This window comes from Kitasatospora sp. NBC_01560, assembly GCF_045208415.1.
GTDB lineage: Bacteria > Actinomycetota > Actinomycetes > Streptomycetales > Streptomycetaceae > Kitasatospora.
Genome location: NZ_CP109364.1, coordinates 1,428,251 through 1,451,421 on the forward strand (window position 1 = coordinate 1,428,251; position 23,171 = coordinate 1,451,421).

A 23,171-nucleotide genomic window follows, 5' to 3' on the forward strand; every position below is an offset into this window, starting at 1 on the left:
CCACCGGCTGCTCAACAGCCGGCAGTTGCGCCGGCTCGCCCTGCTCCAGGACCACGTGCGCGTTGGTGCCACTGATCCCGAACGAGGACACACCCGCACGGCGCGGGCGGCCGGTCTCCGGCCACTCCTGGGCCTCGGTCAGCAACTCGACGGCGCCCTCGCTCCAGTCCACGTGCGAGGACGGCGCGTCCACGTGCAGCGTCTTCGGCAACGCGCCATGACGCATCGCCATCACCATCTTGATCACACCCGCCACACCGGCCGCCGCCTGCGTGTGACCGATGTTCGACTTGAGGGATCCCAGACGGACCGGCCGGCCCTCGGGCCGGTCCTGTCCGTAGGTGGCGAGGATGGCCTGCGCCTCGATCGGATCACCCAGAGTGGTCCCCGTACCGTGGCCCTCCACCGCGTCCACATCGGCGGCCGACAACCCGCCGCTGGCCAACGCCTGCCGGATCACCCGCTGCTGCGAGGGACCGTTCGGCGCCGTCAGACCGTTCGACGCACCGTCCTGGTTCACCGCACTACCCCGCAGCACCGCCAGGATGCGGTGCCCGTTGCGCCGCGCGTCGGACTGGCGCTCCAGCACCACCATGCCCACACCCTCGCCCCAGCCCACACCGTCCGCCGCCTCGGCGAAGGAACGGCACCGGCCGTCCGCCGACAGGCCGCCCTGGCGCGAGAACTCCACGAAGGTGTTCGGGGTGGACATCACCGTCACACCGCCGGCCACCGCCAGCGAGCACTCACCCGACCGCAGCGCCTGCGCCGCCCAGTGCATCGCCACCAGCGACGACGAGCACGCCGTGTCCACCGTCACCGCCGGGCCCTCCAGCCCCAGCGTGTACGACACCCGCCCCGAGGCGATGCTCGGCGCACTGCCGTTGCCGCGGAAGCCCTCGAACTGGTCGCTCCCGAGCAGATCACGGTAGTCCGTGTACATCACGCCGGTGAAGACACCCGTTCGGCTGCCCCGCAGCGACACCGGATCGATCCCGGCCCGCTCGAACGCCTCCCACGACGTCTCCAACAGCAACCGCTGCTGCGCATCCGTCGCCAACGCCTCCCGCGGACTCATCCCGAAGAACTCCGGATCGAACTCCGCTGCCTCGTAAAGGAAGCCGCCCGAGCGCGTGGACGAGGTACCCCGCGCCTCGCGATCCGTGCTGGACAACGCCGCCAGGTCCCAGCCACGGTCGGTGGGGAAGCCGGAGATTGCGTCCACCCCCTCGGAGACCAGCTGCCACAGGCCCTCGGGCGAGCGCACCCCACCCGGGTACCGGCACGCCATCCCCACGATCACCACCGGATCGTCCACCACCGCCGGCAGCCCGACCGACACCTGCACGACCTCCGCCGCACCACCGAACAACTCGCCCAGCAGGAACCGGACCAGCGCCTCCGCCGACGGATGGTCGAACACCACCGTCGCCGGCAACCGCAGACCCGTCACCCCACCGAGCCGGTTCCGCAACTCCACCGCGGTCAGCGAATCGAACCCCAGATCCTGGAACGCCCGCGTCGCATCCACCTCCGCCGCGCCCGCATGGCCGAGCACCAGAGCGATCTGCGCACGCACCAGATCCAGGAGCACCTCCTGCCGCTCGTCCGCCCCCAGGCCGGACAGCCGCTGCACCAGGGCCGCCACCGCCGCTGTTCCGGCGACGGCCGACCGCCGCACCCGCGCACGGACCAGCCCCCGCAGCAGCGCGGGCACCTCGCCGCTCGACCGTAGGACCGCCAGGTCGAACCGCACCGGCAGGACGACGGCCTCGTCCACGGCGAGCGCCGCGTCGAACAGGGCCGCGCCGTCCGCCGGAGTGAGCTCGGGCATCCCAGTGCGGGCGATCCGCCGAAGGTCGACGGCGTCCAGGGTGCCGGTCATGCCGCCGTCCTGGGTCCACGGACCCCACGCCAGCGACACACCCGGCAGCCCGGCAGCCCGCCGGTGCCGCGCCAGCGCGTCCAGGAAGGTGTTGCCGGCCGCGTAGCTGCCCTGGCCGGGGCCACCGAAGGTGCCGGACACCGACGAGAAGACCACGAACGCCGCGAGATCCAGATCCTTCGTCGCCTCGTGCAGATACCACGCCGCATCCACCTTCGGCCGCAACACCGCCGCCAGCCGCTCCGGCGTCAGCGAACCGACCACCCCGTCATCCAGCACACCCGCCGCGTGCACCACCGCCCGCACCGGATGACGAGCGACCAACGCCGCCACCGCCCCGCGATCCGCGACATCACACGACTCGACCAACACCTCCGCCCCCGACGCCGCCAACTCGGCCACCAACTCCGCTACCCCATCAACCTCCACGCCACGACGACTCACCAACACCAGACTCCGCACACCGTGCTCCGCCACCAGATGACGGGCCACCACCCGACCCAAACCACCCGTACCACCCGTGATCAACACCGCGCCGTCACCGGCCCACGCGGGAACAGCCACCTCGACCGCAGCCGGCACCCGCACCAACCGGGCCGCCAACACCTCACCACCACGCACCAACACCTGCGGCTCGTCCAACGCAACAACACCCGAGGGCAGTTCGCCCGCACCCTCCAGATCCACCAGACCGAACCGGCCCGGCTCCTCCGACAGCGCCGACCGCACCAGACCCCACACCGCAGCACCCGCCAGATCCGATCCGCAGGCCGCACCACGCGTCACGAACACCAACCGCGACGCCCCGAACCGCTCCTCCGCCAACCACGACTGCACCAGGCCCAGAACCCGCGCCGTCAGCCCGTGCACCGACTCCACCACGCCACCGGACGTACCGGCCGGAAGCTCGACCAGCACCACACCGGGAACATCCACCAACGACGCCAGGTCCGCGTCCGACGCCACCGTCACCAGCGGCGCCGGACCACCGTCGCCCACCGCGACCGGCACCCACTCCACCCGGAACAGCGCATCACCGGTGCCGGCGGCACCTGCCCGGGTCACCTGCGCGGCCGAGGCCGCCCGCAGAACCAGCGACGCCGCCGAGGCGACCGGCGCCCCCGCATCGTCCGTGACCGCCACGGCCACCGAGTCGTCGCCGGTCCGGGTCACTCGTGCCCGCACCGACGAGGCGCCCGAGGCGTGCAGTGAGACGCCCTCCCAGGAGAACGGGACCACGCCCCGAGGCAGGCCGTTGAAGGCCGACACGTGCAGGACGGCGTCCAGCAGCGCGGGGTGCAGCCCGAACGGTCCGCCGTCCACGCCCTCGGGCAGCGCGACCTCCGCGAACACCTGCTCGCCCAGTCGCCACGCGGCCCGCAGCCCCTGGAACACCGGGCCGTACCCGAAGCCGCCCTCGGACATCTGCTCGTAGAGGCCGGTCAGGTCCACCGGCTCCGCGCCGACGGGGGGCCACGCCGTGGCGTCGAAGTCGGCGCTCTGCTCCGCGGGCGCGAGGACACCGGTCGCGTGCTGGGCCCACGGCCGGTCGACGGCTCCGTCCTCCCGGGACCGGACGTCCAGGGTGCGACGGCCGGCCGGGTCGGCCGCTCCCACCCTCACCTGGAGCTGGACTCCGCCGTCCTCCGGCAGCACGAGCGGCGCGGCCAGGGTCAGCTCGTCGATCCGACCGCAGCCGACCTCGTCGGCCGCGCGGATCGCCAGCTCCAGGAAGGCCGTGCCCGGGAGCAGCACCGAGCCCAGCACGACGTGGTCGCCGAGCCACGGGTGGGACCGCAGCGACAGCCGCCCCGTGAACATCAGGCCGTCGCCGTCGGCCAGTTCGACGGCGGCACCGAGCAGCGGGTGGTCCGCGGACGCCAGGCCGGCCGCGCTGACGTCGCCGGGCGCCGGGAGGGCGGGGGCGGGCCAGAAGCGCTGGTGCTGGAAGGCGTACGTCGGCAGGTCGACGGCCCGGGCGGAGGCCCCCGCGCAGAACGCGGACCGGTCGACCCGGACACCGACGGTGTGCAGCTGCGCCACCGCACCGAGCAGCGTGGCCTCCTCCTCCTGCGCCTTGCGCAGCACCGGCACCAGCACCGTGCCGTCCGGCAGCGACGCCGCGGCCATGGCGGAGAGCACGCCGTCCGGGCCGAGCTCCACGAAGCGGGTGACGTCCTCGGCCTCCAGCGCGCTCACACCGTCGGCGAAACGGACCGCCTCCCGGACGTGGCGCACCCAGTACTCCGGGGCGCACAACTCCCCGACCGTCGCGAGCCCGCCCGTCAGGTTGGAGACGACCGGGATCGTGGGTGCGGCGAAGGGCAGGCCCGCCACCACCTGGCGGAACTCCTCCAGCATCGGATCCATCAACGGCGAGTGGAAGGCATGCGACACGCGCAGGCGGGTCGCCTTGCGGCCCAACTCCTCGAACTGCGAACGAACGGCCTCCACCGCCTCCTCGGCACCGGAGACCACCACGGACGCCGGACCGTTGACCGCAGCAATCGACACGAACTCGCCCAGGAGCGGTAGGACTTCGTCCTCCGTTGCCTGGACGGCGAGCATCGCGCCGCCCGCGGGCAACGCCTGCATCAGACTGCCCCGCGCCGCCACCAGCGCACACGCGTCCGCCAGCGAGAACACCCCCGCCACATGCGCCGCCGCGACCTCACCGATCGAGTGCCCCGCCACGAAGTCCGGCCGCACACCCCACGATTCGAGCAACCGGAACAGCGCCACCTCCACGGCGAACAGACCCGTCTGGGCATGCACCGTCCGGTCCAGCACCTCCGCGTCCGTACCCCACACCACGTCGCGGACCGACTCGAAGCCCGGCTCCGCGCAGACCGCATCGAACGCCGCCGCGAACACCGGGAACCGGCCGTACAACTCCCGCCCCATACCGAGGCGCTGCGAGCCCTGCCCCGAGAACAGGAAGGCCACGGGAGCCTTGGCCGCCGCGCCCGTGAAGAGCCCGGCGGCGGCCCGGCCCGCGGCCAGGGCGTCCAGGCCCTCCAGGAGCCGTTCGCCGTCCCCGGCCACCACGGCGGCCCGGTGCTCCAGCGTCGCCCGGGTGGTCGCCAGCGAGAAGGCGACGTCGGCCGGGCGGAGGCCCGCGCCGGCCCGGACGTGCGAGGCCAGCCGCGCGGCCTGGCTTCGCAGCGCGACCTCGGTCCGGCCGGACAGCACCCAGGCCACCGCGCCGGGCGTCTCCGTTCGGCCTTCCGGAGCGGGAAGTCCGGCCTGCTCGGCCTGCTCGGCCTGTTCGGCCTGTTCGAGCACGACGTGCGCATTGGTGCCGCTGATGCCGAACGCCGACACGCCGGCCCGGCGCGGCCGGCCGGTCGCCGGCCACTCCCGGGTGTCCGTCAGCAGTTCGACCGCGCCGGTGGTCCAGTCGACGTGCGAGGAGGGCGTGTCGACGTGCAGGGTGCGCGGCAGGATGCCGTGGCGCAGCGCCATCACCATCTTGATCACGCCGGCGGCGCCGGAGGCGGCCTGGGTGTGACCGATGTTGGACTTGATCGCGCCGAGCAGCAGCGGCCGGGCGGGATCGCGGTCCTGCCCGTACGTCGTGAGCAGCGCCTGTGCCTCGATGGGGTCGCCCAGCGTCGTCCCGGTGCCGTGCGCCTCCACCGCGTCGACCTGGTCGGCCGAGAGCTGTGCGTTGGCGAGTGCGGCCCTGATAACCCGCTGCTGGGAGGGACCGTTGGGGGCGGTGAGCCGGCTGCTGGCGCCGTCCTGGTTGACGGCGGTGCCGCGGACCACGGCCAGCACCCGGTGCCCGTTGCGCCGGGCGTCGGAGAGCCGTTCGACCATCAGGACGCCCACGCCCTCGGCCCAGGAGGTGCCGTCCGCCGCCTCGGCGAACGGCTTGCAGCGGCCGTCGGGGGCGAGCCCGCGCTGGCGGGAGAACTCGGTGAACAGGCGGGTGGTCGGGATCACGGCCACGCCGGCCGCCAGGGCCATCGAGCACTCACCGGCGCGCAGCGCCCGGACGGCCAGGTGCAGGGCGACCAGTGCGGAGGAGCAGGCCGTGTCGACGGTGACCGCCGGCCCTTCCAGACCGAGGACGTAGGAGATCCGCCCGGAGAGCACGCTGACCGCACCGCCGGTGAGCAGGTGGCCCTCGGTCTCCGCGGACTGCCGGGCGAGCGAGCCGTAGTCGGTGTCGGCGCCTCCGACGAAGACGCCGGTGTCGCTGCCGCGCAGCGAGGCGGGGTCGATCCGGGCGTCCTCGACCGCCTCCCAGGCCGATTCCAGCAGCAGCCGCTGCTGCGGGTCCATCGCCAGTGCCTCGCGCGGCGCGATGCCGAAGAGCTCCGCGTCGAAGTCGCCCACGCCGTCCAGGAAGCCGCCGTGGCGCACGTAGCTCTTGCCCGGTGTGCCGGGGATGGGGTCGAAGAGCGCCTCGGTGTCCCAGCCGCGGTCCTCCGGCAGCTCGCCGATGGCGTCGACGCCGTCGGCGACCATCCGCCACAGGTCCTCCGGCGACCGGACGCCGCCGGGGAGGCGGCAGGCCATGCCGACGATGGCGATCGGCTCGTTCTCCCTGGCCTCGACGGTCTCCAGGCGCTGCCTGGTCCGCTTGAGGTCGGCGGTGACCTTCTTGAGGTAGTCGCGGAGCTTGTCCTCGGAGGTGCTGGCCATGGGTGGGAAAACCTCGCAGTTCGGAAAGGGCGTTGTGCGGCGTGCCGCGTGTTCGGGGTGACCCCGGGTGATCGGTGGGGCCCGGTCAGGCGAGGCCGAGTTCGTTGTCGATGAGGTCGAAGATCTCGTCGTCGGTCGAGGCCGTGAGGTCGGCGTCGCCGTGCTCGGCGGGGTCGTCCTCGTCGGGGGTGTCGAGCTTCCACTGGAGTGTCCTGAGCCGGAGGACCAGCTGGGCGCGGGTCTCGGTGTCCAGTTCGGCGCCGGCGACGGCCTTCTCCAGGCCGTCGAGCTCGGCGAGGACGGGTGTGGCCGGCCCGGTGTCCAGTGCTGTGCGCAGGTGGCGGGCCAGCCGGACGGGGGTCGGGTGGTCGAAGATCGCGGTGGTCGGCAGCCGCAGGCCGGTCTCCGTGTTGAGGCGGTTGCGCAGTTCGACCGCCGTCAGCGAGGACATGCCGAGGTCCAGGAAGCCCCGCTCGGCCTCGATCGCCGCGGTGGAGCCGTGGCCGAGGACGGTGGCGACGTGCCCGACGATCAGCTCCAGCAGCAGGTGCTCCTGCTTGGCCGTGCTCAGCCCGGCCAGCCGGGCGCGGAGTTCCCGCTCCGCGACCTGCGCGTCCCGTGCCCCGGTCGCGGCCGGGTGCTCGGCCCGGCGCACCGGGGCGGGGAGCAGGCCGTGCAGCAGCGCGGGCACGTCACCGGAGGTGAGGGACCGCAGGTCCAGCCGGACCGGGACCAGCAGCGGGCTGTCGGCGGCCGAGGCCGTGTCGAGCAGTGCGAGTCCGCGGGCGGCCGAGAGCGGCAGCATCCCGGAGCGGGCGAGGCGGGCGACATCCATGTCGCCCAGGGTGGCCGTCATTCCACTGGAATCTCCCCAGTATCCCCAGGCCAGCGAGACGGCGGGCAGGCCGCGCGCCCGGCGGTGCCGGGCCAGGGCGTCGAGGGAGGCGTTGGCCGCCGCGTAGTTGCCCTGCGCCATGCCGCCGGCGAGGCCGGCGAAGGAGGAGAAGAGCACGAAGGCGGAGAGGTCCGCGCCCCGGGTCAGCTCGTGCAGGTTCCAGGCCGCGTCCACCTTGGGCCGCAGGACCTGATCGACCTGTTCGTCCGTCAGGGTCTCCAGCAGGCCGTCCCGGAGTACGCCGGCCGCGTGGACCACCCCGGTCAGGGGGTGCTCGGCCGGGATGTCGCGCAGGACCGCGGCGAGCCGGTCCCGGTCGGCGGCGTCGCAGGCGACCACGGAGACTTCGGCTCCGAGCCCTGCCAGCTCCTCGCGGAGCGCCTCGGCCCCGGGGGCGTCGGGTCCGCGCCGTCCGGTCAGCAGCAGGTGGCGTACGCCGTGGCGGGTGACCAGGTGCCGGGCGACCAGGGCTCCGAGCGTGCCCGTCCCGCCGGTGATCAGCACGGTGCCCTCCGCGGCGCCCTCCCAGGGCCGGGCGGTGCCGGCGGGGTCCGCGGCGGCTGCCGGGAGCAGCCGTGGCACCAGCGCCGTCCCGTTCCTGACGGCCAGTTGGGACTCCCCGGCGGCGACGGCGGCCGCCGTGGCGGCCGGCAGGGCCTGCTCGGAGTCCGCCAGGCCGTCCAGGTCGGCCAGCAGGAACCGGCCGGGGTGCTCGGACTGCGCGGAGCGGATCAGGCCCCAGGCGGCCGCGGCCGCCTGGTCCCGGACGTCCTCCCGCGGTCCGGTGCCGACCGCGCCGGAGGTCACCAGGACCAGCCGCGCGGCCGCGTACCGGGCGTCGGCCAGCCAGCGCCGGGCGAGGTCGAGCACGGTGTGCACGGCTTCGTGCACGGCCGCCGGGACGCCGGCGCCGTCGGGCGGTGTCCCGGGCGCGAATCGCAGCAGCACGGTCTCGGGCGCCGGCTCCGGGTCCAGCTCTCCGGACGTGGGGTCGGCGGCGGGGTCGGTGACGAGGGCCGCGCGCAGGTCCGCCGGCCCGTCGAAGGTGCGGGCCGGTGCGGCGGCCGGGCCGGCGGCCGCCGCACCGGGCAGCTCGCTCCATTCGACGCGGTACAGCGAACCCTGCGGGTCGGCCTGCGGCAGGGCGTCGCCGGCCCGGGGCGCCGCGTCCAGCCAGTAGCGCTCCCGCTGGAAGGCGTAGGTGGGCAGGTCCACGGCCCTGCCGCCCGCGACGGCGCCGCTCCAGTCGACCCGGACGCCGTTCACGTGCGCGTCGGCGAGGGAGGCCAGCACCCGGGCCGGGCCGCCCTCGTCACGGCGGACGGAGCCGATCACCACCGCCTCCGCCTCCGCGGCCGCGACGGTGTCCTCGATACCCATGGTGAGGACGGGGTGCGGGCTGGACTCGACGAAGACGTCGTGGCCCTGGCCGAGCAGCGCGCGTACCGACTCCTCCAGGCGCACGGTGTGCCGCAGGTTCTGGTACCAGTAGTGCGCGTCGAGCCGGGTCCCGTGGTCGGCCCAGTCGGCCGTCACCGTCGAGAAGAACGGGATCCGGCCCGGGCGGGTCTCGATGCCGGCGAGGTCCGCCAGCAGGGTCTCGCGGATCCGTTCGACCTGCACCGAGTGCGAGGCGTAGTCCACCGGGATCCGCTTGGCGCGCACGCCGTCGCGCGCGCAGGACTCGATCAGTTCGGCCAGCGCCCCGGGATCGCCGGACACGACCACGCCGGCGGGTCCGTTGACCGCGGCGATCGAGATCCGGCCGCGCCAGGCGGCGAGCCGGGCCGGCACCTCGGCGTGCGGCACGGTCAACGACACCATTCCGCCGTGGCCCGAGAGTCCGGTGGCGATGGCCCGGCTGCGCAGGGCGACCACCTTGGCCGCGTCGGCCGGCGTGAGCAGGCCTGCGACGCAGGCGGCCGCGATCTCGCCCTGGGAGTGCCCCAGTACCGCGGCCGGCTCCACGCCGTGGGCGCGCCACACCTCGGCCAGCGCGACCATCATCGCCCACAGTGCGGGCTGGGCGACGTCCACCCGGTCGAGGCCGGGCGCGCCGGCGTCGCCGCGCAGTACGGCGCTCAGCGACCAGTCGGTGTACGGCGCCAGTGCCTGCTCGCACTCGGCGATCCGGCCGGCGAACGCCGGTGAGCCGTCGAGCAGTTCGGCGCCCATACCGGCCCACTGGGAACCCTGGCCGGGGAAGACCAGGACGACCTTGCGGTCGCGGCCGGTGGCCCAGCGGCCGTGGACGACGCCGGGTGCCGGCCGGGCCTCGGCCAGCGCGCGCAGTCCGGTCCGCAGGGCCTCGTGGTCGGTGCCGACCACGACGGCCCGGTGTTCGAGGGTGGCGCGCCCGCCGACCAGCGAGGCGGCGGTGTCGAGTGCCGCGGCCTCGTCCAGGTGGTCGAGCAGCGCCCGGGCCTGACCGCGCAGGGCGGGTGCGCTGCGCGCCGACAGCAGCAGGGGCAGTGCCGAGGGCGCGGGCACGGGCTCGGCCCGGCCGGGATCGGCGCCGGGAGCCTGTTCGAGGATGACGTGCGCGTTGGTGCCGCTGATGCCGAAGGAGGAGACGCCGGCCCGGCGCGGCCGCCCGGTGGCCGGCCAGGGGGCGGCCTCGGTGAGCAGGCCGACGGCGCCGGCGGACCAGTCCACCTCCGGGGTGGGGGCGTCGATGTGCAGGCTCTTGGGGAGCAGGCCGTGCCGCATCGCCAGCACCATCTTCATCACGCCGGCCACGCCGGCCGCGGCCTGGCTGTGCCCGATGTTCGACTTGATGGAGCCGAGCAGCAGCGGCCGCCCCTCCGCCCGTTCCCGCCCGTAGGTGGCCAGCAGGGCCTGGGCCTCGATCGGGTCGCCGAGCCGGGTGCCGGTGCCGTGGGCCTCGACCGCGTCCACCTCGCCTGGAGTCAGCCCGGCGTTGGCCAGCGCCCGGCGGATCACCCGCTGCTGGGAGGGGCCGTTCGGGGCGCTGAGGCCGTTGCTGGCGCCGTCCTGGTTGACCGCGGAACCGCGCAACACGGCCCAGACCTCGTGGCCGTTGCGCAGCGCGTCGGAGAGCCGTTCGACGACGAGCAGGCCGACGCCCTCGGCGAAGCCCGTCCCGTCGGCGGCCGCCGCGAACGGCTTGCAGCGCCCGTCGGCGGCCAGCCCGCGCTGCCGGGAGAAATCGACCATGATCCCCGGGGAGGACATCACGGTCACGCCGCCGGCCAGCGCCAGCGAGCACTCGCCGCCGCGCAGCGCCTGCGCCGCCAGGTGCAGGGCCACCAGGGACGAGGAGCAGGCCGTGTCGACGGTGACCGCCGGGCCTTCCAGCCCCAGGGTGTAGGCGACCCGGCCGGAGACCACGCTGCCGGCGTTGCCGTTGTTGACGTAGCCCGCGAGCTCCTCGGGGAGCTGCCCGACCCGGCCGATGTAGTCGCTGGAGGAGAGGCCGGCGAAGACGCCGGTCCGGCTGCCGCGCAGCGTCCTCGGGTCGATGCCGGCCCGCTCGACCGCCTCCCAGGCGGTCTCCAGCAGCAGCCGCTGCTGCGGGTCCATGGCCAGGGCCTCGTTCGGGCCGATGCCGAAGAAGTCGGCGTCGAAGTCGGCGGCCTCGTGCAGGAACCCGCCCTCCAGGGTGCGGGAGCCGCCGAGGTCGTCGGGGACGGCGTCGTAGAGCCGCTCCAAGTCCCAGCCGCGGTCGGTGGGCAGGCCCGCGACGGCGTCGGTGCCCGAGGCGAGCAGGGTCCAGAGGTCCTCCGGCGAGCGGACGCCGCCGGGGTAGTGGCAGGCCATGCCGACGATCGCGATCGGCTCGTCGGCGGCGACGGCCGTGGCCGTGGTTGCGGCTGCGGCTGCGGCTGCGGCCGGTGCGCCGGACTCGGCCGCACCGCCCGCGAGCTGCGTGTCGAGGTGGTCCGCGAGCGCGCCCGGGCTCGGGTGGTCGAAGACCAGGGTGGCCGGCAGCCGCAGGCCGGTGGCGGTGTTGAGCCGGTTGCGCAGCTCGACCGCGGTGAGCGAGTCGAAGCCGAGGTCCCGGAAGGCCCGGCCCGCGTGGACGGCGTCCGTACCCGCGTGGCCCAGCACCGCGGCGGCGTTGCCGGTCACCAGGCCGAGCAGCAGGGCCCGGCGGTCGGCGGGCGTCAGCCCGGCCAGCCTCCGCCGCAGTCCGTCCGGTGCGGCGGCTTCGGTGCGCTCGGCCGTCCGGCGGGCCTTGCCGCGGAACAGCGCCCGCAGCAGGGGCGGGAGGTGGTCCCGGGTACGGGAGCGCAGCGCGGCGGCGTCGAGCCGGACGGGGGCGAGCTGGGCCCGCCCCGCCGCGACGGCCGCGTCGAAGAGTGCGAGTCCGTCCCGGGTGTCCAGGGGCAGCCCGCCGGTCTGCCGTGCGCGGGTCAGGTCGGCGGCGTCCAGGTGCCCGGTCATCCCGCTGGCCTGCGCCCACAGGCCCCAGGCCAGTGAGGTGGTGGGCAGCCCGCGGACCCGGCGGTGCTGGGCGAGGCCGTCCAGGAAGGTGTTGGCCGCCGCGTAGTTGCCCTGTCCGGCCGAGCCGAAGACGCCCGCGGCGGAGGAGAAGAACACCAGCTCGGCCAGGTCCAGCCGCTCGGTCAGCTCGTGCAGGTGCCAGGCGGCGTCGGCCTTGGGCCGCAGGACGGTGCGCAGCCGGTCGGGGGTGAGCGAGGCGATCACGCCGTCGTCGAGCACGCCCGCGGCGTGCACCACGGCGGTGAGCGGGTGCTCGGGCGCCACCGTGGCCAGCAGGTCGCCCAGCGCCTCCCGGTCGGCGACGTCGCAGGCGGCCACGGTGACCCGGGCGCCGAGGGCGGTGAGTTCCGCGTGCAGTGCCTCGGCGCCGGGGGCGTCCGGGCCCCGCCGGCCGACCAGCAGCAGGTGGCGGACTCCGCGTTCGGCGACCAGGTGCCGTGCGAGCAGACCGCCCAGCTCGCCGGTGCCGCCGGTGATCAGCACGGTGCCGTCCGCGTCCCACGGGCGGGGTACGGTCAGCACGACCTTGCCGATGTGGCGGGCCTGGGCCATGTGGCGGAACGCCTCACGGGCGTGCCGCACGTCCCAGGTGGTGAGCGGGAGCGGGTGCAGCGCGCCCTGCTCGAAGAGCGCGACCAGCTCGGTCAGCATCTGCTGGATCCGGTCCGGTCCGGCCTCGATCAGGTCGAAGGCGCGGTAGCCGGCGCCCCGGTGGTCCCGGGCGACCTGCTCCGGCGCGCGGACGTCGGTCTTGCCCATCTCGATCAGCCGGCCGCCCGGGCGCAGCAGGCGCAGCGAGGCGTCGACGTACTCCCCGGCCAGGGAGTTCAGCACGACGTCCACGCCCCGGCCGCCGGTGGCGGTGCGGAAGGCGTCCTCGAAGTCGAGTGTCCGGGAGGAGGCCAGACGCTCGGCGGGCCACCCCTCGGCGCGCAGCAGCTCCTGCTTGGCCTCGCCCGCGGTGCCGTAGACCTCGGCTCCCCAGAGCCGGGCCAGCTGGGTGGCGGCCATGCCGACGCCGCCGGTGGCCGCGTGCACCAGGACGGACTCACCGCGGGCCAGGCCGGCGAGGTCGCGCAGGGCGTAGTAGGCGGTGAGGAAGACCACGGGGACGGCGGCCGCCTCGGCGAAGGTCCAGCCCTGCGGCATCCGCACCAGCACCCGGTGGTCGGCGACGGCCAGCGGGCCGAAGCCGCCGGTCACCATGCCCATCACCCGGTCGCCGGGGGCCAGTCCGGTCACCCCCGGGCCGACCTCGACCACCGTCCCGGCGGCCTCGGAGCCGAGGAGGCGGGCGCCGCCGGGGTACATGCCCAGCGCGTTGAGGACGTCGCGGAAGTTCAGACCGGCGGCCCGTACCGCCAGTCGGACCTGGCCCGGTTCCAGCGCGGCCACCGCCTCCGGGCCGGGCAGCAGGGCGAGCCGGTCGACGGTGCCCTTCTCGGTGATGTCCAGCCGCCACGGTCCTGCGGTGTCCGGCACGGTCAGTGCCTCGCCCGCCGGGTCGCCGGCCAGCCGCGGCGCGTGGGCGGCGCCCTGCCGCAGCGCGAGCTGCGGTTCGTCCGCCTCCAGCGCGCCGGGCAGCGCGCGCCAGGAGGCGGGCTGCCCGTCGAGGTCGGCCAGCACGATCCGGCCGGGGTGCTCGGTCTGCGCCGAGCGGACGAGGCCCCACAGCGCGGCGCCGGGCAGGTCCGTGACGTCCCCGCCGGCCTCGGTCGCGACGGCCTGCTCGGTGACCGCGAGCAGCCGGATGTTCGCGAGGCGGTCGTCGGCGAGGAACTCCTGGAGCAGCCCGAGGACGCGCTCCAGCGTCGCGGCGGTCGCCCCGGGGACGCCGGGGTCACCGGGGACGCCGGGGAGCGGCTGCGGCGCCGTCACCATGACGACCTCGGGCGCCTCCGGCCCGGCCCGGTCGTCCCAGGCCGCCAGCACGACCCCGCCCTCGGCCAGGGCCGCCGCGTGACGCGGCTCGGGGCCGATCAGTGCCCACCGGGCGGCCGGCGCCACGGTCCGTTCCGGGACGGGTACTTCGGGCCACTCGATGCCGAGGAGCGCGTCCCGGACGGCACTCGGCCCGGCCTCCAGGGAGTGGGCCGCGAGCGGTCGTACGGCCAACGCGTCGATCACGGCCACCGGCCGACCCGCCGGGTCGGCCATCAGGACGCGGACGCTGCCGGGCCCGGCCGGGCTCAGCCGCACCCGCAGGGCGGTGGCCCCGGCGGCGTGCAGCGAGACGCCCGTCCAGGAGAACGGCAGGCCGGGCCGGCCGTCCTCGACGCGCAGCGGCCCCAGGCCGGCCGCGTGCAGGGCGGCGTCCAGCAGCGCCGGGTGGATCCCGAACCGGGCCGCCTGCGGCTGCGCCGCCTCGGGCAGCTCCACCTCGGCGAACACCTCCTCGCCGAGGCGCCAGGCCGCCCGGACGCCCTGGAACACCGGGCCGTACTCGTAGCCGTCCTCGCGCAGCGCCGGGTAGAAGCCGTCGACGGGCAGCGGCTGCGCCCCGCGCGGCGGCCAGTCGGCGAGGCCGTCGGAGGCGTCCCCGGCCCGGGGTGCGGTCAGGGTGCCGGTGGCGTGTTCGGTCCACGGCGCGCCCGTGTCGCCCCGGCCGGTGTGCACGGTCACCGGGCGCAGCCCCGACCCGTCGGCGGCGCCGACGGCGATCTGCACCCGCAGCTCGCCGGTGTCGGGCAGCAGCACCGGTGCGTGCAGGGTGAGTTCCTCGATCCGGCCGCAGCCGAGCTCGTCGCCGGCCCGGATCACCGCCTCCGCCAGGGCCGCGCCGGGCACCACCACCGCGCCGGTCACGGCGTGCTCGGCGAGCCAGGGGTGGCTCCGCAGCGACCAGCGAGCCGTTGCCACCAGCCCGTCGCCGCCGGCGAGTTCCACGGCGGCGCCGAGCAGCGGGTGGTCCAGCGTGCCCAGGCCCGCCGCGGTGACGTCCCCCGCCGTCGGCGAGGGGCGCGGCCAGAACCGCCGGTGCTGGAACGCGTAGGTCGGCAGCTGCGCCGGGTCGGCGGGCCGGCCGGTGAAGAGCGCGGTCCAGTCGATCCGGGTGCCGTGGTTGCGGGCCTCGGCCAGCGAGAGCAGGAACCGCGCGAGTGAGCCTTCGTCACGTCGCAGCGTGCCGGTGGCCGCGGCGGCGATCCCGGTGGAGTCGATGGTCTCCTGCACGCCCGTGGTCACCACCGGGTGGGGGCTGATCTCGACGAACACCCGGTAGCCGTCGGCCAGCAGGGCCCGGGTGGCCTGCTCGAACTGCACGGTCCCGCGCAGGTTGCGGTACCAGTAGGCGGCGTCCAGCCCGGTGGTGTCGAGCGGTGTGCCGCTGACCGTCGAGTAGAAGGGGATCTCCGCCGGGCGGGGCGCGATCGGCGCCAGCAGGGCGTGCAGCTCCTCCTCGATGCGCTCCACCTGGGCGGAGTGCGAGGCGTAGTCCACCGGTATCCGGCGGGCCCGGATGTCGTCGCGCTCGCAGGCGGCGATCAGCGCGTCGAGGGCCTGCGGCTCGCCGGAGAGCACCACCGAGTCCGGGCCGTTGACGGCGGCAAGCGACACCCGCTCGCCCCAGGGGCGGACGAGCTCGCGGACGGCCTCGGCCGAGGTCGCGACCGAGACCATCCCGCCCTGGCCGGACAGCGAGGTCAGCGCCTTGCTGCGCAGGGCGACCACCCGGGCGGCGTCGTCCAGCGAGAGCGCGCCGGCCACGCAGGCCGCGGCGATCTCGCCCTGCGAGTGACCGACCACGGCGGCCGGCCGCACCCCGTGTGCCTGCCACAGCTGCGCGAGGGAGACCATGACGGCGAACAGCACGGGCTGGACGACGTCGACGCGGTCCGCCGGCGGCGCGCCGGGCGCACCGCGCAGCACGTCGTGCAGCGACCAGTCGACGTGGGGTGCGAGCGCGGCCGCGCAGGCGTCCAGCCGCTCGGCGAAGACCGGTGAGGTGTCCAGCAGTTCCAGCGCCATCCCGGCCCACTGCGAACCCTGGCCGGGGAAGACGAACACCGTCTCGCCGTCGCCCTCGCAGTGACCCTCGCGGACGGCCGGGTGGGCCCGGCCCGCGGCCAGCGAGTCGAGCCCGTCCAGCAGGCTCGCCCGGTCGGCGGCCACGACGGCCGCGCGGTGGTCCAGCGCGGCCCGGGTGGTCGCCAGTGCGTGGGCGAGGCCGGCCGGCTCGGTGCCGGCGGCCGCCAGGTGCGCGGCGAGGCGGCCGGCCTGTGCGCGCAGCGCCTGCGGGGTGTGCGCGGACAGCACCCAGGGCAGCAGCGACGGTGCGTCGGCGGCGGAGCGGGGTGCCGGTCCGGGGAGCGCCTCCAGGATCACGTGGGCGTTGGTGCCGCTGAGCCCGAAGGAGGAGACCCCGGCGCGGTACGGGCGGTCCGTGGCGGGCCAGGCGGTCGCCTCGGCGACCGGTTCGACCGCGCCCGCGGACCAGTCGACGTGCGGCGAGGGGGCGTCGATGTGCAGGCTCCTGGGCACCAGGCCGTGCCGCATCGCCAGCACCATCTTCATCACGCCCGCGACACCGGCGGCGGCCTGGGTGTGGCCGAGGTTGGACTTCACCGATCCGAGCAGCAGCGGCCGGTCGCCGGGGCGGTCCTGGCCGTAGGTGGCGAGCAGGGCCTGCGCCTCGATCGGGTCGCCCAGCCGGGTGCCGGTGCCGTGCGCCTCGACCACGTCCACCTCCGCCGCGGACAGCCCGGCGTCGGCCAGCGCCCGGCGGATCACCCGCTGCTGCGAAGGACCGTTCGGCGCCGTGAGACCGTTCGACGCGCCGTCCTGGTTCACCGCGCTGCCGCGCACCACCGCCAACACCGGGTGGCCGAGCCGCAGGGCGTCCGAGAGGCGCTCGACCAGCAGCAGCCCGACGCCCTCGCTCCAGCCGGTGCCGTCGGCCGCGGCCGCGAACGGCTTGCACCGCCCGTCCGGCGCCAGCCCGCGCTGCCGGGAGAACTCCACGAAGGCCTGCGGGGTCGACATCAGCGTCACGCCCCCGGCCAGCGCCAGCGAGCACTCGCCGCGGCGCAGCGACTGGACCGCCAGGTGCAGGGCCACCAGCGAGGACGAGCACGCGGTGTCGACCGTCACGGCCGGGCCCTCGAAGCCGAAGGTGTAGGAGAGCCGGCCGGAGACCACGCTCGACGCGCTGCCGGTCATCAGGTAGCCCGCGACGTCGTCCTCGGCCGTGTCGAGGAGCCTGGGGTAGTCCTGGAAGTTGGAGCCGACGAACACGCCGGTGGCGCTGCCGCGCAGCGAGTCCGGTGCCACGCCCGCCCGTTCGAGGGTCTCCCAGGCGGTCTCCAGGAGCAGGCGCTGCTGGGGGTCCATCGCCAGCGCCTCGCGCGGCGAGATGCCGAAGAGCTCGGCGTCGAAACCGGCCGGGTCCGCGATGAACCCGCCCTCGCGGACGTAGCTGGTGTCCGGGTGCTCCGGGTCCGGGTGGTAGATCCGCTCGGTGTCCCAGCCGCGGTCCGCCGGGAAGCCGGTGATGCCGTCCACCTCGTCGGCGAGCAGCTGCCAGAGCTCCTCCGGGGTGCTCACCCCGCCCGGGAAGCGGCAGGCCATCGCCACGATCGCGACGGGCTCGTCGGAGCCGGCCGCGGCGACGGGAGCGGCCGTGCCACGGCCGCCGGTCAGCTCGGCCCGCAGGTGGGCGGCGACCGCGACGGCCGTCGGGTGGTCGAAGAGCAGGGTGGCCGGCAGTCGAAGGCCCGTCACGGCGGCGAGCCGGTTGCGCAGCTCGACGGCCGTCAGCGAGTCGAAGCCCAGCTCCCGGAAGGCGCGCTTGGCGTCGATGCTGCCCGGGGAGGCGTGGCCGAGCACCCGGGCGATCTGCTCGCGCACAAGTTCGACCAGGATGCGCCCCTGCTCGGCCGCGGCGAGGCCGGCCAGGCGCCCGCGCAGCGTCGCGGCGCCGGCTTCGGCGGGCCGGTCGGCGGCGCGCAGCGCCCGTACCTCGGGCAGGTCGCCGATCAGCGGGCTCGGGCGGGCCGCCGTCAGGACGGCCGCCAGCGACGGCCAGTCGACGTCGGCCACGGTCACACTGGTCGTGCCGCTCGCGACCGCCCGGCGCAGGGCCAGCAGCGCCGGCTCCGGCGCCATCGGGAGAAGCCCGCTCCGACGGGTCCGCTCGGCCGGCAGCTCGGCGGCGGCGGCCATGCCGCGGCCCGCCCAGGGGCCCCAGGCCACCGAGGTCGCCACCAGGCCCTCGGCCCGGCGCTGTTCGGCCAGCGCGTCCAGGTAGGCGTTGGCCGCCGCGTAGTTGGCCTGCCCGGCGTTGCCCAGCACGCCGGAGACCGACGAGAACAGGACGAACATCGCCAGGTCGTGGTCGCGGGTCAGCTCGTGCAGGTGCCGTGCCCCCTCGGCCTTGGCGCGCAGCACGCTGTCGAAGCGGTCGGTGGTCAGCGACTCCAGCACGCCGTCGTCCAGCAGGCCGGCCGCGTGCACCACTCCGGTCAGCGGCAGCTCCGCCGGGATCCCGGAGAGCAGCCGGGCCACCGCCGCCCGGTCCGCGAGGTCGCAGGTGGCCACGGTGACCCTCGTCCCCAGCGCCGTCAGCCGTGCCTCCAGTTCGGCCACGCCCTCGGCGGCCGCGCCCCGGCGGCCGACCAGCAGCAGGTGCTCGGCGCCCGCGGCGGCCAGCCACTGCGCCACCTGGGCGCCCAGTGCGCCCGTACCGCCGCTGACCAGCACCGTGCCGCCGGGCGCCGTCCAGCCGTCCGCGGCGGCCGCGGTCGGCGTGTCGGCCGCCGGGGTCCGGGCCAGCCTGCGGGCGAGCACGCCGGCCGCACGGACCGCGACCTGGTCCTCGCCGACGCCGGCCAGGACGTCGGCCAGCCCCGCCGGGATCCGGCTGTTCAGCACCGCCGGCAGGTCGACGAGTCCGCCCCACAGCTGCGGGTGCTCCAACGCGGCGACCCGCCCGAGGCCCCAGAACTGCGCCTGCGCCGCACCGGACACCCGGTCCGTCCGGTCGGCGGCCACCGCCTCGCGGGTGACGCACCACAGCGGTGCCCGGACGCCCGACCGTTCCAGGGCGCGCAGCAGCCCGGCCGTCGCGGCCAGCCCGCGCGGCACCGCCGGGAACACGGGGTGCGGCCGCTCGTCCAGGGCCAGGAGGGAGAGCACGCCGGCCGGCGGCTCCGCGGTCAGCTGATCCGCGCCCAGACGGGCGGTGACCTCGTCGGCGTCCACCCCCGCCACGGTCAGGCGTTCGACCCGCACCCCCCGGGCGGCCAGGCCGTCGACGAGGGCGGCCGACCAGCCGTCCTCGTCGGCGCCCTGCGGGACGACGACCAGCCAGCGACCGGTCACGGCCCGCCCGGGGCGGGCGGTGACCGGCGTCCAGGACGTCCGGTAGCCCCACCCGTCCACGGTGGAGGACTCCCGCCGCTGCCGCCGCCAGGACGCCAGCACGGGGAGCAGGTCGTCGAGCGAGGCCGTGGCCGCCCGCCCCTCGATCCCGAGCACGGCGGACGCCTCCCGCAGGTCGCCGCGCTCGACCGCCGCCCAGAAGGCGGTCTCCAGCGGATCGGTCGGCGATTCGCCCGTCAGCACGTCCAGGGCGCCGGTCGGCGGCCAGAACCGCCGGCGCTGGAAGGCGTAGGTCGGCAGCTCGACGCGGCGCGCCCGCGTGCCGGGGGCCGGCGCGGTCCAGTCGACCTTCACGCCGTGGACGTGGAGCTGCGACAGCGCGTTCAGCGCCGTCTCCGCCTCGGCACGGTCCTTGCGCAGGACGGGGACCAGCACGGCGTCCTCCCCGGCCGACTCCTGGGCCACGGCGGAGAGCACGCCGTCCGGGCCGAGCTCCACGAAGCGGGTGACGCCCTGGGCGTGCAGGGTGCGCACGCCGTCGGCGAAGCGGACCGTCTCGCGGACGTGGCGCACCCAGTACTCCGGCGAGCGGAGCTGCTCGGCCGTGGCCAGGCCACCGGTCAGGTTCGACACCACCGGCAGCGTGGGTGCGGCGAAGGAGAGGCGCTCCAGCACCGTGCGGAACTCGTCCAGCATCGGGTCCATCAGCGGCGAGTGGAAGGCGTGGCTGACCCGCAGGCGGGTCGTCCTGCGGCCCTGCTGCTCGAAGTGGACGCGGATCGTCTCGACGGCCTCCTCGGTGCCGGAGACCACCACGGACGTCGGACCGTTGACCGCGGCGATCGAGACGAACTCGCCGAGGAGCGGGAGGACTTCGCCCTCCGTGGCCTGCACCGCCAGCATCGCCCCGCCGGCGGGCAGCGCCTGCATCAACCGACCCCGCGCGGCGACCAGGGTGCAGGCGTCCGCCAGTGAGAAGACCCCGGCCGCGTGCGCGGCGGCGATCTCACCGATCGAGTGTCCGGCCACGAACTGCGGCCTGACACCCCAGGATTCGAGCAGCCGGAACAGCGCGACCTCGACCGCGAACAGCGCGGCCTGGGCGTACTCGGTCCGGTCGAGCAGCTCTGCGTCCTCGCCCCAGACGACCTCGCGCAGCGGTCCGTCGAACCCCGCGCAGACGGCGTCGAAGGCCCCCGTGAAGACCGGGTACCGGTCGTACAGCTCCCGCCCCATCCCGAGCCGCTGCGAGCCCTGGCCGGAGAAGAGAAAGGCCACCGGCGCCTTCGCCGCGACCCCGTCGACCAGTCCGGCGGCGGTACGTCCCTCGGCCAGCGCGTCCAGTCCGCGCAGCGCCTCCTCCCGGTCGGCCGCGGCCACGACGGCGCGGTGCTCCAGCAGGGCCCGCGTGGTCGCCAGGGAGAGGGCCACGTCCGCGGTGGCGAGCTCCGGCAGGGACCGCACCCGGGCGGCCAGCCGCTCCGCCTGCGCCTGGAGCGCCTCACCGCTCCTGGCCGACAACAGCCAGACCGGAAGCGAAGGCTGATCGGCGCCCGGCTGATCGGACGGGGCCTCGGGAGCCTGCTCGACGATCACGTGGGCGTTGGTCCCGCTGACCCCGAACGAGGAGACCGCCGCCCGGTGCGGCTGGTCGGTGGCGGGCCACTCGGCCGGCTCGGTGAGCAGTTCGACGGCGCCGGCGGACCAGTCGACGTGGGGTGAGGGGGCGTCGATGTGCAGGCTCCTGGGCACCAGGCCGTGCCGCATCGCCAGCACCATCTTGATCACGCCCGCGACGCCCGAAGCGGCCTGGGTGTGACCGATGTTCGACTTCAGCGATCCGAGCAGCAGCGGCCGGCCCGCCGGCCGGCCCTGCCCGTACGTCGCGAGCAGGGCCTCGGCCTCGATCGGGTCGCCCAGCCGGGTGCCGGTGCCGTGCGCCTCGACCACGTCCACCTCCGCCGCGGACAGCCCGGCGTCGGCCAGCGCCCGGCGGATCACCCGCTGCTGCGAAGGACCGTTCGGCGCCGTGAGACCGTTCGACGCGCCGTCCTGGTTCACCGCGCTGCCGCGCACCACCGCCAACACCGGGTGGCCGAGCCGCAGGGCGTCCGAGAGGCGCTCGACCAGCAGCAGCCCGACGCCCTCGCTCCACGCGGTGCCGTCGGCCGCGGCCGCGAACGGCTTGCACCGCCCGTCCGGCGCCAGCCCGCGCTGCCGGGAGAACTCCACGAACATCTGCGGGGTCGACATCACGGTGACGCCGCCGGCCAGCGCCAGCGAGCACTCGCCGCGGCGCAGCGACTGGACCGCCAGGTGCAGGGCCACCAGCGAGGACGAGCACGCGGTGTCGACCGTCACGGCCGGCCCTTCCAGGCCGAGCACGTAGGAGATGCGCCCGGAGGCGACGCTGACGGTGTTCCCGGTCAGCAGGTGCCCGCCCGTCTCCTCCTCCTGCCGCCGCCCGGTGAGGACCGAGTCGTAGCCACCGTGGCCGGCGCCGACGAACACACCGGTGTCCGTGCCGTGCAGCGAGTCGGGGGCGATCCCGGCGCGCTCGACGGCCTCCCAGGCGGTCTCCAGCAGCAGCCGCTGCTGGGGGTCCATCGCGAGCGCCTCGCGCGGCGAGATGCCGAAGAAGGCGGCGTCGAACTCCGCCGCCTCGTGCAGGAACGCGCTCGCTCGGGTGCTGGTGGTGCCGGGGTGGTCCGGGTCGGGGTCGTACAGCGCGTCGAGGTCCCAGCCCCGGTCGGCGGGGAAGCCCGAGACCGCGTCGACGCCGTCACGCACCAGCTCCCACAGCTCGCCGGGCGACCGGACACCGCCCGGATAGCGGCAGGCCATCCCGACGATCGCGATCGGCTCCCGGCTCCGCCCGTCCGCCTCGCGCAGCTGCTCGCGAGTCTCGTGGAGGTCCTCGACGGCCCGCTTCAGATAGTCGCGGAGCTTCTCCTCGTTCGACATCACGATGTCAACCTCTCGGGGTGAGATGCCGGGCTCCTGACATCCAGGTCCGACCCGCCGCCCAGTCTGACCACGGTCGACTGCGGAATTCCCTAGAGCCGGGCGGCCCCCGGGGCGCCTCGGGACGGGCGCGCGAAGGCGCACCGGGCACCCTGGGGTGCCCGGTGCGCCCGGTGTGCCGCTCGGTCACTCCACCGCGTCGGTGGCGCGCAGCCACTCCTCCACGATCCGTGCCGTCCGCGCCGAGTCCTCCCGGATCATCGACAGGTGGTCCGCCGCGACCAGGCGCACGTCCGCGCCCGCGACCAGCGGCTCCCTCCGGCCCTGCGCGGGCGCGACCGGCTCACCGGCGTCGACCGCGCCGAAGAGCGGCTTGCCGCACTGGACCAGCAGGACCGGGGCCGTGGTGTGCTGGACGTCCAGCTGGTTCAGCAGGACCATCCAGCGCCCCATCGCCGACAGCCTGGAGTTGGTCAGCCGCACCGGAGAGGCGTCCGCCTGGGTGAAGTTGACCCGCATCATGCCGGAGTAGTCGACCCCCTCGTCCGCCTGGTGCCGGAAGCTCAGGGTGTCCAGCAGGACGACGCCCGCGGGCCTGATCCCCCAGGTGCTCTCCAGCAGTCCGGCGGCCGCGTAGGCGAAGGAGCCGCCGGAGGAGTGGCCGACCAGGACGAAGGGGTGGCCCTCGCTCGCCCGCAGCGCGCTCTCGGCGATCACCCGCACGGCGGCCTCCGGCGTGGCCGGCAGCCGCTCGCCGGTGGCGAAGCCGACCAGCGGCAGGGCGGAGACGTCCCGGTCGCCGCGGAAGTGCGCGGCGAGCCTGGCGTACTGGTGGATGCCCGCGTTGGCGGTGGGCGCGCTGACGCAGATCAGCCGCGGCTTTCGCGGGCCTTCGGCCAGCGTGGCCGCCCAGGGCAGGTCCTCCAGTTCGGCGGTCGCCTCGAAGGTCGGGCGCAGCGCGGCCACGGTCGCCAGCATCCGCTGGGCCTC

Annotated in this window: 3 protein-coding genes (1 of these 3 cut by a window edge); all 3 read right to left on the bottom strand. The window is 75.6% G+C overall.

What is annotated here, in order from left to right; all coding sequences use genetic code 11:
- Positions 1-6,538, bottom strand: partial view of an SDR family NAD(P)-dependent oxidoreductase gene (locus tag OH807_RS06020; protein WP_406194812.1) — the 5' end (the start) only. 24,638 nt of this gene lie to the left of the window's left edge; only the first 6,538 of its 31,176 coding nucleotides appear in the window; the start codon lies at positions 6,536-6,538; the stop codon falls past the left edge of the window.
- A gap of 85 nt (positions 6,539-6,623) precedes the next feature.
- On the bottom strand, positions 6,624-22,181 hold the full coding sequence (locus OH807_RS06025) for a type I polyketide synthase (RefSeq protein ID WP_406210732.1): 15,558 nt from the start codon (positions 22,179-22,181) through the stop codon (positions 6,624-6,626).
- Between the two features lie 186 nt (positions 22,182-22,367).
- Positions 22,368-23,159, bottom strand: a complete 792-nt coding sequence (locus OH807_RS06030) for a thioesterase domain-containing protein (protein WP_406210735.1) — start codon at positions 23,157-23,159, stop codon at positions 22,368-22,370.
- Between the last annotated feature and the right edge of the window lie 12 nt (positions 23,160-23,171).

What these genes read in the sequence shown, in the direction of transcription:
- OH807_RS06025 (WP_406210732.1), bottom strand. Translation starts at nt 22,181, where the DNA reads ATGTCGAACGAGGAGAAGCTCCGCGACTATCTGAAGCGGGCCGTCGAG.
- OH807_RS06030 (WP_406210735.1), bottom strand. Translation starts at nt 23,159, where the DNA reads ATGCTGGCGACCGTGGCCGCGCTGCGCCCGACCTTCGAGGCGACCGCC.